Origin of the sequence: Novosphingobium rosa NBRC 15208, assembly GCF_001598555.1 — a bacterium.
Classification (GTDB): domain Bacteria; phylum Pseudomonadota; class Alphaproteobacteria; order Sphingomonadales; family Sphingomonadaceae; genus Novosphingobium; species Novosphingobium rosa.
Window position 1 is genome coordinate 125,314 of the sequence record NZ_BCZE01000010.1, and the last position, 15,158, is coordinate 140,471.

Genomic DNA, 15,158 nt, shown 5'->3' on the forward strand with positions numbered 1-15,158 from the left:
AGGGGCGTGCCTCTATAAGCTTCGAAATGCGTTTCCGTTGCACTCTCTTGAAAGAAACCCATGAGTGACCAGCATTTTTACGAGCCCCGCCTTGGCCATGGGCTGGCGCATGATCCGCTCAACGCCATTGTCGCGCCGCGACCCATCGGCTGGATCAGCACGCTGAGCGCCGATGGCGTGCCGAATCTGGCGCCCTACAGCTTTTTCAACGTGTTGAATTACACGCCGCCGCTGATCGGCTTTTCCTCGATGGGCTGGAAGGACAGCGTGGCCAATGCCGAGGCGACGGGCGAATTTGTGTGGAATCTGACCACCCGCCCTCAGGCTGAAGAGATGAACGCCTCCTGCGCCGCGGTTGGCGCGGAGGTGGATGAATTCGCGCTGGCCGGGTTGGAGAAGCTGCCTTCGCGCCTGGTGAAGCCCTCGCGCGTGGCGGGCAGCCCGGTGCATTTCGAATGCAAGGTGACGCAGATCATCCGTCTCACCACCAAGGAGGGCAAGGAACTGGACCAATGGCTGGTGATCGGCGAGGCGGTCGGCATCCATATCGACCATGCCCTGATCGAGGATGGCGTCTACCAGACCGCCAGATCGCGCACGATCCTGCGCGGCGGCGGCCCGGCGGATTATTTCGAGATCGGGCCTGAGCAACTCTTCAAAATGTATCGCCCCGCAGGCGTCTAGACGTGGACGGGCAGGGCAACCTGCCCCTCCTGCCCAAAGACGCGCAGATAGCGCTCGATCTCGCGCGGGTCGCCGGTGGCTTTTTCCGGATTGTCGGACAGCTTGACGGCGGGGCGGCCACTGGCGCCGGTCACATTGGCGTGCGTCACCTTGCAGACCAGCGAGATCGGCTCCAGGCCTTCCGCGCCATCGGGATCGCAGCCCCGGAAATCATTGGTGAGATTGGTGCCCCAGCCAAAGCTGAGCCGCACCCGCCCGTGGAAGTGCCGATAGGCTTCCTCGATGCTGTCGATGTCCATCCCGTCCGAGAGGATCAGCAGCTTCTGGCGCGGATCGACGCCATGCTCCCGCCACCAGCGGATGATCTGTTCGCCCGCCTCGATGGGGGGCAGACTGTCGGGGCGGAAACCGGTCCAGCTGGCCAGCCAGTCCGGAGCGTTGTGCAGGAAAGCTGCGCTGCCAAAAGCATCCGGCAGAGCGATCAGCAGATTGCCGTTGTAATGGGCGCGCCACTCCTCCAGCACCTGATAGGGCGCATGCGCCAGTTCGGCATCGTCCCGGGCCAGAGCCCCCGCCACCATCGGCAGTTCATGGGCATTGGTGCCGATGGCCTCCAGATCGGCATCCATCGCCAGCAGCACGTTGGAAGTGCCGATAAAGCGTTCGCCAAGGCCTTCCTTCAGCGCCTCCACGCACCAGCGCTGCCACAGGAAGCCATGGCGGCGGCGTGTGCCGAAATCGGAAATGCGCAGATCGGGCAGACCGCGCAGGCGCTCCACCTTGTCCCACAGCTTGGCCTTGGCGCGGGCATAGACCACATCGAGCGCAAACCGCCCCCGATCCCGCATCGCCGCACGGGACCGCAGCTCGTTCACGATGGCCAGCGCCGGGATTTCCCACATGGTGGTATGGGTCCACGGGCCTTCGAAATGGAGTTCATACTGGCCATCGGCCTTGCGCAGCTCATAGTCGGGCAGGCGGAAATCCGCGAGCCACGCAATGAAATCGGGCGCGAACATCTGCTGCTTGCCGTAAAAGGCATTGCCTGCCAGCCAGATCAGCTCTTTCTTGGAAAAGCGCAGGGTCCGCGCGTGATCGAGTTGCGCGCGCAGTTCCCCTTCGTCGATGATCTCGCCAAGGCGCACGCTTTTGGTGCGGTTGATCAGCGAGAAGGTCGCCCGCACATCGCCGTGAATATGCCGGATCATCTGCAGCATCAGCAGCTTGTAGAAATCCGTGTCCAGCAGGCTGCGCACAATCGGATCGAGCCGGAAATTGTGATCGTAGGTGCGCTTGGCAATATCGGTAACGGTCATGCGGTGATCTTGCGCGATGGCAAGGGGGAAAGTCCAGTGGAAGAAAGAGTGAAAAGCGAGGGTGTTACGCCCTCGCGCTCCCATAACGTCTCCCGGCGAGGCAGCAGTGGCGCGCCATCGGTGTGCCTAACCTCTCCTTCGTGCAATAAACGTATGGAACGTAACGCAAAGCTCTGTTGATCGATGCTCTGTCCCGGGTGGTCGCAAGGCCTTTTGGCCTCACGCCGATCCGTGGTTCAATGGCGATGTGCCGAGCTATGACAGAGTCTCAATCGTGATGGCTCAGCGACCATCTATGCTGCCCGGGCCCTGTTGCCCCCGGGGAAAAGGAGCCCTCCCATGACTGCCCCGTCAGACCTGCGCCGCATCGGCCGATCCGAACTTGTCACCCCCCCGCTGATCCTTGGCGGCAATGTCTTCGGCTGGACCGCCGACCGCAACGCCAGCTTCGCCGTCCTCGACGCCTTCGTGGCGGGTGGCGGCAAGGTGATCGACACAGCCGATGTCTATTCCGCCTGGGTCGATGGCCATAAGGGCGGCGAATCCGAAACCGTCATTGGTGAATGGTTGCGCCAGCGCGGCAAGCGCGATGATGTGATCATCACCACCAAGGTCGGCATGCTGCCCATCGATGGCGTGCAGGGGCTCGACCCCGCCCATATCGCCAGGGCGGTGGAAGGGTCGCTCAAACGGCTCGGCACCGATTATATCGACCTCTATCTTGCCCATCGTGACGATGCCGACACCGATCAGAACGACGTGGCCGAAGCCTTCGACCGGCTGGTGAAGGATGGCAAGGTCCGCACCATCGGCGCTTCCAACTTCGATGCCGGCCGGCTGGCCTCCGCGGTCGAGGGGCAGGAAGGCGAGGGACAGGCCCGCTATCAGGCCCTGCAGAACCAGTACAATCTGCTGGAGCGCCATGAGTATGAAGGCGCGGTGCAGGATTATTGCGTCGCCCATGATATCGGCATGACGCCCTATTACGGCCTCGCCAGCGGCTATCTCACCGGCAAGTATCGCAAGCCGGAGGATGCCAAAGGCGCCCGCGCCGGGGCCGTCGGCAAATATCTGGACGGCGATGGCCCGCGCGTGCTTGCGGCGCTCGATGCCGTGGCGGCGGCGCATCAGGCCAGTCTGGCGCAGGTGGCGCTGGCATGGATCGCGGCTCAGCCCGGGATCGCCGCGCCCATCGCCAGCGCGACCAGCGTGAAGCAGGTCGAGGATCTGCTGGGCGCGATCCATCTGCAACTCACTTCCGAAGACCTTTCGCGCCTGGACAAGGCCAGCAAGGCGGGCGTTACGGCTTGAACAAAAGCGTGGGCGCATTCTTGCAAAGGGGATGCGCTCGCCTTCTGCCTTGCCTATAGGCGGCGTGATCAGCGCAGGCGAAAAGGACAAGGATCATGGCGTTCACGGCGAAAATCTTGCTGCTCGGTTCGGGCGAGCTGGGGCGTGAATTCGTGATCGCCGCCAAGCGGCTGGGCGCGCAGGTCATCGCCTGCGACGCCTATGAAGGCGCTCCGGCGATGCAGCTTGCCGATGGTTTCGAGGTTTTCTCGATGCTCGATGGCGAGAAGCTGCGCGTCGCCATCGAAAAGCATCAGCCCGATTTCGTCGTCCCCGAGATCGAAGCCATCCGCACCGAGGTGCTGGCCGAGGTGGAGGCGCAGGGCGTTCATGTCGTGCCCTCGGCCCGCGCCACGATCCTCACCATGAACCGCGACCGCATCCGCGATGTGGCGGCGCAGGATCTCGCCTTGCGCACCTCGCGCTATCGCTATGCCGAGAGCCTTGAGGAGGTGCTGGAGGGCGCTGCCTTCACAGGCCTGCCTTGCGTGATCAAGCCGGTGATGTCCTCCTCGGGCAAGGGGCAGAGCACCGTGCGCGAGGCCGAAAGCCTTGAGGCCGCCTGGACCTATGCCGTGGCCAATATGCGCGGCGACCGCCAGCGGGTGATCGTGGAGGAATTCGTCGCCTTCGATTACGAGATCACGCTGCTGACCATCCGCGCGAAAGACGGCGTGCATTTCTGCCCGCCCATCGGCCACCGGCAGGAGCGCGGCGATTATCAGGAAAGCTGGCAGCCCGCCGCCATGAGCGCGCAGGCCATTGCCGATGCTCAGGCCATGGCGCGCAAGGTGGTGGACGATCTGTGCGGCTATGGCCTGTTCGGCGTGGAGTTCTTCGTGAAGGGTGAGGAGGTGATCTTCTCCGAGCTGTCGCCGCGCCCGCATGATACGGGGATGGTGACGCTGATCTCGCAGGACCTGACCGAATTCGACCTGCATGCCCGCGCCATTCTGGGCCTGCCGATCCCCGAGATTGCGCTGCGCGGGGCTTCGGCCTCGGCGGTGCTGCTGGCCGACCGCGATTCCACCAATTTCCATTTTGAGGGGCAGGCCGAGGCGCTGACCACCGGCGAAAGCGATGTGGCGCTCGATCTGCGCATCTTCGCCAAGCCCAGCGCGCGGCCCTATCGCCGCATGGGTGTCACGCTGGCCCGCGCGAAGGACACCGATACTGCCCGCCGCATCGCTGCGGAGGCTGCCGGGAAACTGAAGATCGTCTACGCGGACTGAGCGGCTGGGAAGGCGCCGGGCTCCCCGGCGTCTTTGGCCAGATCGTAGCGGATGCGGTTGCCCTCGATCTGCTCGGTATGCGCGCGCGCCCAGCCGCCCAGATGGCGCAGCGGCACCGACAGCGACTGGCCCAATTCGGTCAGCGCATATTCCACCTGTGGCGGCACGGTGGGATAGACCGTGCGGCTGACCATGCCGTCGCGCTCCAGCGCTTTCAACGTGCGCGTCAGCATCTGCTGCGAGATGCCGCCGATGGTGCGCTTCATCTCGTTGAAGCGGCGCGGGCGTTCCACCAGCACCATCACGATCATCACCGTCCATTTGTCGCCCACGATGGTGAGGATGCTGCTCATCTTGCGGCATTCGGCGCTGACGCCCGGGTGATCGGGCATCGTCGTGGGGAGTGGGGGAGAAGATTGGGGGGTAGGCATATCCATATGACCTGGTCCTAAAAATATGCGTTCTTGGCAGGGCGCTTCCAGTCACATAGCTGGTCCTGGTCACAAATCCAGACCGGAGACCCCCCATGAAGCTTCTGCATCTCGATTCCAGCATCACCGGCGACAATTCGGCCAGCCGCGCCATCACCGCCGCCATCGTCGAGCGCCTGAGCGATACGCACCAGGGCCTTGAGATCACCCATCGCGATCTGGCCGCCGAGCCGCTGCCCCACCTCACCATGGAGACCTGTCTCGCGCTGGAGAATGGCGAGGATGTTCAGCAATTCCTCGATGCCGATATCGTGGTGATCGGCGCGGGCTTCTACAATTTCACCATTCCCAGCCAGCTCAAGGCCTGGATCGACCGCATCGCGGTGCGTGGCAAGACCTTCTCCTATGGCGAGAACGGCCCCAAGGGGCTGGCCGGTGGCAAGCGCGTGATCATCGCTCTGGCGCGCGGCAATGTCTATGGCGAGGGCTCGCCCTTTAGCGCCTATGAGCATGCCGAGACGCTGCTGCGCTCGATCTTCGGCTTTATCGGCGTGACCGACCTTGAGGTCATCATCGCCGAAGGGCTGGGGCGCGGCGAGGACGCCCGCAAGGCTGCCATCGAGGGTGCCCTGCAACAGGCCAGCCGCCTCGAAGCGGCCGTCGCCATCGTTTAAACCGGATCCGCGCGGGCAGGCTCGACAGCCAAAAGCTTTGGGCGTGCCCGCGACGGCAACCGCGATCCCTCGGCGGCCTGAGCAAGGGTCTGGCCATCCAGCTCCGCCAGAAAAGCCTGCATCGCCCGGTTGAGCATACCCGTCAGGCCGCAATTGCCGCGCAGGATGCAATGCTCGCAATCGGCAAGGTTGAGGCAGGGTTCGGTCAGCCGCACCACCGCGCCCAGAGTGATCTCCTCGGCGGGGCGGGCCAGACGAAAACCCCCGCTGCGCCCGCGCACCGTTTCCAGCAGGCCGGCGCTGGCCAGCTCATTCACCACCTTCATCGCATTGTTGCGCGAAATATCGTGCTCCTGCGCCACCTTGCCGATCCCCAGCAGCCCGTCGCCCTCACGCGCGACCAACGCGGCATGCAGCAGGATGCGCAGGGCATAATCGGTATGGGCGGTAAGGCGCATCTCAGCAGTGACCTTTAATCATGCATCCATATTGCATGTTTATGCGCTCGGAGTATACATGCATTCGACTCGCATGTTTTAAGGAGTGATCGACATGGCCGCGCCGCTTTCCGAACAGACCATCGCCATCGTCAAGGCCACCGCGCCGGTGTTGCAGAAGCATGGGCTGGCGATCACCACCCGCATGTATGAGCGCCTTTTCGTCAACGAAGAGGTGCGGGCGCTGTTCGACCAGGCCGCTCAGGAATCCGGCGAACAGCCGCGCCGTCTGGCCGCCGCCATCCTTGGCTATGCGCAGAATGTGGACAAGCTGCAGAATTTGACGCCGGTGGTGGCGCGCATGGTGCAGCGCCATGTCGAAACCGGCGTGAAGGCCGAGCATTATCCGCTGGTGGCCGATGCCTTGCTGCCCGCCATCCGCGATGTGCTGGGCGAGGCGGCCAGCGACGAGGTTCTGGCCGCCTGGGGCAAGGCCTATTGGTTCCTCGCCGACATTCTGATCGGCAAGGAGAATGATCTTTACGCCCGGCGGGCCGAAGAAGCGGCCTGATCGCCTCTCGACAAATGCCGCCGCATCCTCCTAGTCAGCCATATGAGTGATGCAGCCGTCGAAAATCTGGTGATCGAAATCCGGGACCATTATGTGGCCCAGTTCCGCGCCTTCCTGATCCATCAGCGGGCGGTCAGCCATGCGGGCAGCCCGGAGGTGAAGTTCGAGCTGCCCGAAGGCACCGCGGCCTATCGCAAATGGGCGGTGGTGGACTTCCTGCGCACGGACGATGGCCCGGAAAGCATCTTCTTCGAGCCCGAGGGCATGCTGGTCTTCGATCCCATCGAGGGCCAGATGCCATCCTCTTCTCAGGAGACCGTGGCGGACCTCACCATCGAGGGCCTGCGCTGGGACGCCGTAACCATCGAGCATGATCTGCCCGCCATCGAGGAGGCCATCGCCGACTGGTTCGAAAAATGGTTCGATCCCGATGAGGTCGATTACGATCCGGAGGCCGAACTGACCGGCTGCGTTCATTCGGTTTATGTGGCGCCGCAGCGGCTGCATGTCGATCTGGGCACGGCCTCTGCCGAGGCTTTCTGGGAACTGCTGGAGGCTCTGGTGGAGGCCAAGGCCACCAAAATCCGCGTGGTTTCATAAGGAACCACGCCGATTGATTTCGGCAGGAAGCTGTTTCACCCTGTGCTGCGATGCATTCGCCAGCAAAGGGGCCCTCGATGAACCGCCGCGATCTGATCCAGTCCGCCGCCGCCACGGCGATGGTCCTGCGCCTTGGCGGCGCGCGGGCGCAGGCCGCCACCGCCAGCGCCGAGGACGCCAGACTGCTGGCCCTGTTCGACGCGATGATGAAGCAGATGCTGGACCGCTCGCCCGAAACGGTGACGGCGCTGGGGCTGGACAAGGGCGCGCGCGCCGCGGCCAAGTCCCGGCTGGACGACCGCTCGCTTCACGCCTGGGAGCAGGACAAGCGCCAGACCGCCCTGTGGCTCAAGGCGCTGCAGCAGATCGACGTGAACCAGCTGACCGGGCTCAACCGCTGGAACCATGCCAGCATCCTGTTTTCCACGCAGATGCAGGATGAGATCAATCGCGGCATTCCCACCATCGGCACGCCCTATGCCGTCAGCCAGCTGACCGGCTGCTACCAGCAGGTGCCCGATTTCCTCGACAGCCAGCACAGCATCGAGACGCTGGCGGATGCGCAGGCCTATCTCGCCCGGCTGGAGGCTTTCGCCATTGCGCTCGATCAGGAAAGCGAACAGGTGCGCCATGACGTGGCGCTGGGCGTGGTGCCGCCGGACTTTGTTCTTGCCAAGGCGCTGATCCAGCTGCGGGCTTTGCGCGACATGCCGGCGCAGAAGGCCAATCTGGTCCAGTCGCTGGTGCGCCGCACGGCGGAGAAGAAGATTGCCGGGGATTGGCAGCGCAAGGCCGCGGCGATCTATGGCTCCCGCATCCAGCCCGCGCTGGACCGCCAGATCACCCTGCTGGAAGGGTTGAAGGTCCATGTCGTGCATACCGCCGGGGTGGCTCGCCTGCCGCATGGCGGAGACCTCTACGGGCTGATGCTCAAATCCTACACCACCAGCACCATGGGGCCTGAGGAGATCCATCGCACCGGCATGGAGCTGATCGCCCGGCAGGGCAGCGAGATCGATGCGATCCTCAAAGGTCAGGGCCTGTCGCAGGGCACGGTCGGGCAGCGCATGCGGGCGCTCTTCGACGATCCGCAGTATCGCTATCCCAACACCGATCCGGGTAAGGAAACCCTGATCGCCGACCTTAACAAGCAGGTCGCCGCGATGCAGGCGCGTCTGCCCCAATGGTTCGGCACGCTGCCCAGGATGCCGCTGGCCATCAGGCGCGTTCCCAAAGCCACCGAGGCCGGGGCGCCGGGCGGTTACTATATGTCGGGTTCGCTCGATGGCACGCGGCCGGGGGCCTATTACATCAACCTGCGCGATACCGCAGAGGTGCCGCGCTGGACCTTGCCCACGCTGACCTATCATGAGGGCATTCCCGGCCACCATCTGCAAGGCACGCTGGCGCTGGAGGCGGGCTTGCCCGAAATCCGCAAGACGCAGTTCTTCTCCGGTTATGGCGAGGGCTGGGCGCTCTATGCCGAGCAGCTGGCGGTGGAGATGGGCGTCTATGCCGATGATCCGCTGGGCCATGTCGGGCAATTGCACGATTCGATCTTCCGCGCGGTGCGGCTGGTGGTGGACAGCGGCATGCACGCCAAGGGTTGGAGCCGCGAGCAGGCGGTGCAGTTCTACACCGAAACTTTGGGCGATCCCGAAAGCGTGGCCGTCACCGAGGTGGAGCGCTATTGCGTGTGGCCGGGTCAGGCCTGCAGCTATATGCTGGGCAAGCTGGACTGGCTGCGCCTGCGCGATAAGGCCAGGGCGGCGCTTGGCGCGCGCTTCGACATTCGCCAGTTCCATGATGCGGGCCTGCTGCCGGGCGCCATGCCGCTGACCGTGCTGGATCAGCGCATCGACGATTATATCGCTCAGGCACAGGCCGGTTAGGATGCGAATTGGTGTGAGCGGGGGTCCGAATGGCCCCGGCAGATGCCTGTTTCGTACAAAAATTGTCACAAGCCGGCACTAGGACCACCCGCATCATGAGCCTCTCCCGTGAGCGCGCGGCCTGGCTGGGCTGCCATATCCTTCCCCATGAAGCAGCGCTGCGCCAATGGCTGGCACGGCGACCGGTCGATATTGGCTGCGATATCGATGACATCGTGCAGGAAGCCTATGCGATTCTGGCCGGGCTGGAGCGGGTCGATCATATTCGCAACCCGCGCAACTATCTGTTCGAAGTGGCCAAATCGGTCATCCTTCAGGCCCTGCGCCGTTCACGCGTGGTGACGATCGATGCCCTGACCAGCACCGAAGTCATGCAGATCCCGGAGGAAGCCCCTTCGCCCGAGCGTGTCGCCGCCGACCGTCAGGAACTCTCGCATGTCACGGCGCTGATCGCGGCTCTGCCGGTGCGCTGCCGCGAGGTGTTCACTTTGCGCAAATTGCAGGGCCTGTCGCAAAAAGACGTGGCCAGACAGCTCGATATTGCCGAAAGCACCGTCGAAAAACACACAATCAAGGCCTTGGCCTTGCTGACCAATGCAATTGGGCGTGGCGGATTGGGCCGCGATGCGGCATCTAGCACCCGTGCCACACAAGACGAGACATTCACCGATGCCAGTGCAGGACAGTGCGAGCGCGCTTGAAGAAGCGGCGGCGCGCTGGGCTTTGCGCGTCGACGCCGGAACGCTGAGCGCTCAGGAAGAAGCGGAGCTGGACGCCTGGACCAAGGCGGATGTGCGCCATGCCGGGGCATTCGCGCGCGCGATGGCAGCCAGCGCCTATCTGGATCGCGCCGTGGCGCTGGGCGCGCCGGGGGCAGCGATGGCCGTGGCGCAGCCTGCCCCGGCTGAACCCAAGCCCGGGCGCTCGCAGCTGAGCCGTCGTATGTGGATGGGCGGGGCCGCTGGCGCCCTGGCCGCCTCTCTGGTCGCGGCGGTGGCGGTGAAACCCTGGTCCAGCGCCGAAAGATTGAGCACCCCGCGCGGCTCGATCCGCAGGGTGGCGCTGGCCGATGGCTCCGCGCTCACCCTGAACACCGGTGCCAGCGTCGAGGTGAATTTCGCGCCGCAGACGCGCGGCATTCGCCTGTTGGCGGGTGAAGCCAATTTCGACGTCACGCGCGACAGGACGCGCCCCTTCACGGTCGATGCCGGCATCGCGCAAATTCAGGTGGTGGGCACCAGCTTTCTGGTGCGCATTCTGGAGGTGGGCGGCGTTTCGGTGACGGTGCGCGAGGGTATTGTCGATGTGCGCACCGATCTGGCCGGGGTGACGCGCCTGCTGGCGGGCGACCGGCTGATCGTGCCCGCCAATGGGCAAGGGCTGGTCCGCGATCGCCTGACCCCTGCCGCCGTCGACAAGGCGGGCCTTTGGCAGAGCGGCGAACTGGACCTCACAGGCATGACGCTGGGCGATGCGGCGGCGGAATTCGCGCGTTATTCTGATCGGCCCATCGTGATCGCGGACCCGGCGGTGGCACGGCTCAAGGTGGCGGGGATCTATTCGATCAGCGATCCGGCGGGCTTTGCTCAGGCCGCCGCCGACAGCATGGATCTGCAACTGGACCAGAGCGACGCGGGGCTGCGCCTTTCGCGCCGCCGATAAAAAATCGCATCCGGCATGGAGGATGTTCGCCGGGCCCGCATCTACCCTAGCGAACCGGCTTTGAAGCCGACCAACGGGGCTCTTCTCTCCATGTTTCATGCCATTGTCTTGTCGCGTGCCCTCACGGGCAGGGGGGCGCTTGCGCGTCTGTCTGTCCCGGCCTTGCTTGCCTGCAGCGCCAGCCTTGTCTGGGCTACGCCCGCCTGCGCCCAGCAGCGCAGCTTCAACATTCCTGCCCAGCCGCTCGCTGCGGCCATCGCTGCGCTGGGGCGGCAGGCGCATCTGCAGATCGTTGCTCCGGCCGATGGCATTCAGGGGCTGCGCAACCGGCCCATTCAGGGTGTTCAGGACGCAAGGGCGGCGCTGCGCGCGCTGATCGCCGGCACGGGGCTGGAAATCCACGCTGACGATGGCGCAAGGATCGTGTTGCGCATGGCCGGGCCGCCGCCCGCGCGCGGCGCGGCGCCTGCCGTGGAGCATCCCGCCGCGCTGAGCGATGCGCCCGCGCCCGGCTCCCCCATTGTCGTCACCGGCTATCGCGCCAGCATGGCCAAGGCCGATGAGATCAAGCGCCGCGCCGATGCCATCGAGGATGTCATCGTGGCTGAGGACATCAACCAGCTGCCCGACAACAGCGCCACCGAAGCGCTGGCCCGGCTGCCCGGCGTGCAGATCTTCCGCAACCGTGGCGAGGGCCAGTCCATCACCATCCGCGGCACCTCCAGCGTGGTGACCACGCTGAACGGGCAGGAGGCCTACACCGGGGCCTCGCGCCGCACGCTGCTCAACAGCTATCCGGCGAGCCTGATCGCCTCGATGACGATCTACAAGGCGCTGACGCCCGATCTGATCGAGGGCGGGCTGGGCGGCGAGGTCGATGTGCAGCTGCATCATCCGCTGGATTTTCCGGTGGGGCTGACGGTGGCCGGATCGGCGCGCACCACCTATGACGACCGCGCGAAGAAAGCCTTCTACAATGGCGATCTGCTGCTGAGCCGCCGCTGGGACAGCGCCACGCTGGGGCAGATCGGCGTGATGATCGATGCCTCCTACACGCGCCGCGACTATCTTGAGGCCTATCGCGAGAATTACACGCCGGAGACCAGCACGGCCAGCGCCACGGCGGGGGGGCAGATGCCCAGCGCCATGCTGATCAAGCATATCGAGGGCTATTACACCCGTCCGGTCATCACCGGGGAGATCCAGTGGCGGCCGGCCTACAACTTCGGCATGCATCTGCGCGCGACGCATATCACCGATGACAACACCTATCTCGACAATGATTTCCAGACCAACATCGCGGCCAATACGGTGCTGGGCAATGTCTCGCTGGTGCCCGGCACCAATATTCTCAAAAGCGCCAGCTTCACCGCCACCGCATCCTCGGGTCCGCGCGCCGATTACACCCATCAGCTGCTGGACACCACGCAGATCGAATATGGCGCGGACTGGTCCTCAGGGATAGCCAAGCTTTCCACCAGCGCGGTCTATACGCTCTCGCGCATCGACACCGACACAGACCTCTTCCTGCTGGCCTTCAACAAGGCCCCCACCGTCAGCGCCAATTTCCAGAGCGACAGCCGCTACGGCGGCCTTGGGTATGGCTACACCAGTGGCTTGGATGTCAGCGATATCAACAATTTCCACGTCCGCGCCTATTCCGACGAGCGCACGCGCCAGACCGGCAACGGCCTGCAGTGGCGCACCGATCTGACGCTGGCGACGGGCAACGGCTTCTTCCGTTCGATCAAGACCGGCTTCCGCTTCACCGACCGGCGTACCCGCTACCAGGACGGCACCGATCTGGCCAATCTGGATTCGCTCAAACTGCCGATGTCGAGCTTCCCGGGCGGTGCCAATGCCATCAATGTGCCCTCGGGCTTTGCCGGGGATGATGTGAGCATTCCGGCCAGCTGGGCCAATTACAACACGGCCCTGTTGGGCGATGCGGGTAATCGCGCGGCGCTCAACGCCTATGTCCGCTCGCTGCCGGGGATGGGGGCCCTGTTCGCCGACAATGGCCGCGCCGCCTACAATCCGGTCAACGGCTTTTCGGGCCATGAGAACACCTACGCCTTCTATGGCGAGGTCAAATATGGTCTGGATCTGCTGGGCGTCCCCGTCGATGGCATCATCGGCGCGCGGGTGATCAACACCCGGCTGCATATCACCGGCACCGAATACAGCGCGACCAGACAGCCCTCGACCGGCAGCGCGATCATCTATGCCTATACGCCGATCGACGGGCATCAGAACTATCTCGATGTCGATCCCACGGTCACCGCCATACTGCACTTCATGCCCAAGCTGCAATTGCGTCTGGCATGGACCAAAACGCTGACCCGCCCCGATTTCTCGCAGCTCAACCCCAGTGTTACGCTGGCGCAGGTCACCGCCGCCTCGGGCGCCTACAACGGCACGGCCACGGCCAGCGGCAATCCCGATCTGCAACCCACCCGCTCGACCAATTGGGACGCCAGCCTGGAATATTACTTCGGCCGCGCGGGCCAGGCCAGCGTGGCCCTGTTCGACCGCGAGCTGAACGGCTACATCACCAGCGCCATCATGCAGCAGACCCTGCCGGGCGGCAATGGCGTGGCCAGCGTCACCCTGCCGATCAATGCGGGCAAGGGCTATATTCGCGGGCTGGAGCTTGAGGCCAGCACCTTCTTCGATGGCGCGCCCGGCCCGCTGCGCAACATGGGCGTCGCGGCCAATCTCACGCTGCTCGATACGCAGCAGCAGTTGCCCAGCTTCACCGGGGCCACGGCGGGGATTTCCAAGACCAGCTACAACGCCAGCCTGTTCTATGACGACGGGCGCTTTCGGGCCCGCGTCGCCTGGGGCTGGCGCGGCGGTTTTCCGCTCAGCTACAATCTGAGCGATCCGGCGCATAATCTGATCTGGTATCCAATCTCGCGCCTCGATGCGCAGGTGACCTGGCGGGTGAACCGCAATGTGGCCCTGACGCTGGACGCCACCAATCTGCTCAATCCGCCGCAGCGCTCCTATTGGGGCACGAAGGATTTCGCCGACCGCGTCTATTACGAAGGCCGCACCTATTCGGCGGCGCTGCGCTTCAAGTTCTGAGGATCGATCCATGCCAGAAGCAAAGGGATTATGGACATGGCTGGCCGGGGCTGCTGCTCTGGCGATGCCGCTGCCAGCGCAGGCGCAAGTTGCGCCACATCGGTGGGCCGGGGCATGGGGCTACGCCACCTCTCCGGCCACCCGCACCGTCAAGGGCGAGCTTCCCGCAGGCGCCTACCGCTTCCGCATGCGGCTCAGCCGGTCCGGCCATGGGCTGAGGCTGACTTTCAGCAACCCGATCGGCGCCGATCCGCTGCGGATCGCCAGCGCCACGGTCGCCCGCGCGGCGGAGGGCTTCGCCATCGTGCCGGGCAGCGAGGCCACCCTGAGCTTTGACGGCGGCGGGGCGGGGGCGACCATCACCGGCGGCGCCGTGGCTTTCGCCCAGGCCGCTGGCTTTGTCGCCCGTAGCGGCGAGGATGTGATGGTCACTGTCACCACCGCTGCTCCCTCCACCACCGTTGCGGGCGCGGCGGCGTTTCCTGCCGCCTTTGCGGCAGATGGGACGCAGGATGCCGCCTTCCAGCCGCAGAAAATCCGTCCTTTTGTCTCGTTGATCGCGGTGGGTGATCCGGGCGCGTCCTGCACCATCGTTACCTTTGGTGATTCCATCACCGAGGGCGCGCGCGGCACGCGGCCCGACTGGCGCGGCTGGCCGGGCGAACTGGCGCAGCGGCTGGTGGCGACCGGCTCCGCACATGCCTGCGGCGTGGTCAATATGGGGATCAGCGGCAACCGCCTGCTGGCGGAAGGGCGCGGCACGGCGGGGATCGACCGCTTCGACCGCGATGTCGCCAGCGTGCCGGGCGGCTCGCATCTGATCCTGCTGGAAGGGATCAACGATCTGTGGCGCAGCGCTTTGCCCGGCGAAAAGCCGGTCGCCGCCGCCGATCTGGAGGATGGCTATCGGCGGCTGATCGCTGCCGCTCATGGGCGCAGCATGCGCGTCTATGGCGCGACGCTCACGCCGGGCGACGGCTCAAAATATCTCACCCCCGCGATGGAGCAGATCCGCCAGCAGGTGAACCTCTGGATCCGCGGCAGCGGCGTCTTCGATGGCGTGATCGATTTCGAGAAGGCCGTCGCCGATGACGCCAGCCCGCCGCATCTGCGCCCGGCCTTCGATTCCGGCGATCATCTGCATCCCAATGACAATGGTTATCGCGCGATGGGGCAGGCGATCCCGCTGTCGCTGTTCGCGCCTTCGAGAGAGCAGTGA

Annotated in this window: 14 protein-coding genes; 11 read left to right on the forward strand and 3 right to left on the reverse strand. The window is 64.8% G+C overall.

The annotated features are described in order from the left end of the window. Positions 1-60 precede the first annotated feature (60 nt). Positions 61-684 carry a flavin reductase family protein gene (locus tag SR3_RS05040; RefSeq protein ID WP_068081635.1) on the forward strand — a complete coding sequence of 208 codons (624 nt, stop codon included), beginning with the start codon at positions 61-63 and terminating at the stop codon, positions 682-684. Here the strand turns inward: SR3_RS05040 and pncB are convergent. Then, the gene (gene pncB, locus SR3_RS05045) at positions 681-2,000 is read right to left on the reverse strand and encodes a nicotinate phosphoribosyltransferase (protein ID WP_068081638.1); all 1,320 of its coding nucleotides are present in this window, start codon (positions 1,998-2,000) and stop codon (positions 681-683) included. The two genes, SR3_RS05040 and pncB, sit on opposite strands and share 4 nt — an antisense overlap. 339 nt (positions 2,001-2,339) lie before the next feature. On the opposite strand from pncB, the gene SR3_RS05050 reads away from it, so the two are divergent. Next, positions 2,340-3,311: an aldo/keto reductase gene (locus SR3_RS05050; protein WP_068081641.1), complete on the forward strand. Its 972-nt coding sequence runs from the start codon at positions 2,340-2,342 to the stop codon at positions 3,309-3,311. A gap of 95 nt (positions 3,312-3,406) precedes the next feature. Then, the gene (purT, locus tag SR3_RS05055) at positions 3,407-4,582 is read left to right on the forward strand and encodes a formate-dependent phosphoribosylglycinamide formyltransferase (RefSeq protein ID WP_068081644.1); all 1,176 of its coding nucleotides are present in this window, start codon (positions 3,407-3,409) and stop codon (positions 4,580-4,582) included. Here the strand turns inward: purT and SR3_RS05060 are convergent. Continuing rightward, positions 4,570-5,013 carry a winged helix-turn-helix transcriptional regulator gene (locus tag SR3_RS05060; protein ID WP_245653782.1) on the reverse strand — a complete coding sequence of 148 codons (444 nt, stop codon included), beginning with the start codon at positions 5,011-5,013 and terminating at the stop codon, positions 4,570-4,572. The genes purT and SR3_RS05060 overlap by 13 nt on opposite strands. A 95-nt stretch (positions 5,014-5,108) precedes the next feature. Here SR3_RS05060 and SR3_RS05065 point away from each other — a divergent pair, with 95 nt between their 5' ends. Beyond that, positions 5,109-5,687 carry an FMN-dependent NADH-azoreductase gene (locus tag SR3_RS05065; protein ID WP_068081650.1) on the forward strand — a complete coding sequence of 193 codons (579 nt, stop codon included), beginning with the start codon at positions 5,109-5,111 and terminating at the stop codon, positions 5,685-5,687. On the opposite strand, the gene SR3_RS05070 is transcribed toward SR3_RS05065, so the two are convergent. Continuing rightward, entirely contained in the window at positions 5,684-6,145 is a 462-nt protein-coding gene (locus SR3_RS05070) for an RrF2 family transcriptional regulator (RefSeq protein WP_068081652.1), read from the reverse strand. The two genes, SR3_RS05065 and SR3_RS05070, sit on opposite strands and share 4 nt — an antisense overlap. A gap of 94 nt (positions 6,146-6,239) precedes the next feature. On the opposite strand from SR3_RS05070, the gene SR3_RS05075 reads away from it, so the two are divergent. The 7 genes from SR3_RS05075 (at position 6,240) to SR3_RS05105 (ending at position 15,158) form a co-directional block, all read left to right on the forward strand. After that, entirely contained in the window at positions 6,240-6,695 is a 456-nt protein-coding gene (locus SR3_RS05075; protein ID WP_068081815.1) for a globin domain-containing protein, read from the forward strand. Between the two features lie 42 nt (positions 6,696-6,737). Beyond that, on the forward strand, positions 6,738-7,295 hold the full coding sequence (locus SR3_RS05080; RefSeq protein ID WP_068081655.1) for a hypothetical protein: 558 nt from the start codon (positions 6,738-6,740) through the stop codon (positions 7,293-7,295). A gap of 77 nt (positions 7,296-7,372) precedes the next feature. Then, positions 7,373-9,187 (forward strand): DUF885 domain-containing protein, encoded by a 1,815-nt coding sequence (locus SR3_RS05085; RefSeq protein WP_068081818.1) that lies wholly within the window; start codon positions 7,373-7,375, stop codon positions 9,185-9,187. 95 nt (positions 9,188-9,282) lie between these two features. Continuing rightward, a complete protein-coding gene (locus SR3_RS05090; RefSeq protein ID WP_068081658.1) occupies positions 9,283-9,888 on the forward strand; it encodes an RNA polymerase sigma factor in 606 nt (201 codons plus the stop codon). After that, complete coding sequence (locus SR3_RS05095) at positions 9,857-10,849, forward strand: FecR family protein (RefSeq protein WP_068081661.1); 993 nt, start codon at positions 9,857-9,859, stop codon at positions 10,847-10,849. The genes SR3_RS05090 and SR3_RS05095 overlap by 32 nt, the downstream gene beginning before the upstream one ends. Before the next feature lie 108 nt (positions 10,850-10,957). Next, positions 10,958-13,939, forward strand: a complete 2,982-nt coding sequence (locus SR3_RS05100; protein WP_169805560.1) for a TonB-dependent receptor — start codon at positions 10,958-10,960, stop codon at positions 13,937-13,939. 10 nt (positions 13,940-13,949) lie between these two features. Then, positions 13,950-15,158, forward strand: a complete 1,209-nt coding sequence (locus tag SR3_RS05105) for an SGNH/GDSL hydrolase family protein (protein WP_084454948.1) — start codon at positions 13,950-13,952, stop codon at positions 15,156-15,158.

Bases quoted from the DNA above. Each gene is read 5' to 3' on its own strand.
- SR3_RS05085 (WP_068081818.1), top strand. From the start codon at position 7,373: ATGAACCGCCGCGATCTGATCCAGTCCGCCGCCGCCACGGCGATGGTC.
- SR3_RS05070 (WP_068081652.1), bottom strand. From the start codon at position 6,145: ATGCGCCTTACCGCCCATACCGATTATGCCCTGCGCATCCTGCTGCAT.
- pncB (WP_068081638.1), bottom strand. From the start codon at position 2,000: ATGACCGTTACCGATATTGCCAAGCGCACCTACGATCACAATTTCCGG.
- SR3_RS05105 (WP_084454948.1), top strand. From the start codon at position 13,950: ATGCCAGAAGCAAAGGGATTATGGACATGGCTGGCCGGGGCTGCTGCT.
- SR3_RS05090 (WP_068081658.1), top strand. From the start codon at position 9,283: ATGAGCCTCTCCCGTGAGCGCGCGGCCTGGCTGGGCTGCCATATCCTT.
- SR3_RS05075 (WP_068081815.1), top strand. From the start codon at position 6,240: ATGGCCGCGCCGCTTTCCGAACAGACCATCGCCATCGTCAAGGCCACC.
- SR3_RS05080 (WP_068081655.1), top strand. From the start codon at position 6,738: ATGAGTGATGCAGCCGTCGAAAATCTGGTGATCGAAATCCGGGACCAT.
- SR3_RS05095 (WP_068081661.1), top strand. From the start codon at position 9,857: ATGCCAGTGCAGGACAGTGCGAGCGCGCTTGAAGAAGCGGCGGCGCGC.
- purT (WP_068081644.1), top strand. From the start codon at position 3,407: ATGGCGTTCACGGCGAAAATCTTGCTGCTCGGTTCGGGCGAGCTGGGG.
- SR3_RS05060 (WP_245653782.1), bottom strand. From the start codon at position 5,013: ATGCCTACCCCCCAATCTTCTCCCCCACTCCCCACGACGATGCCCGAT.
- SR3_RS05050 (WP_068081641.1), top strand. From the start codon at position 2,340: ATGACTGCCCCGTCAGACCTGCGCCGCATCGGCCGATCCGAACTTGTC.
- SR3_RS05040 (WP_068081635.1), top strand. From the start codon at position 61: ATGAGTGACCAGCATTTTTACGAGCCCCGCCTTGGCCATGGGCTGGCG.
- SR3_RS05065 (WP_068081650.1), top strand. From the start codon at position 5,109: ATGAAGCTTCTGCATCTCGATTCCAGCATCACCGGCGACAATTCGGCC.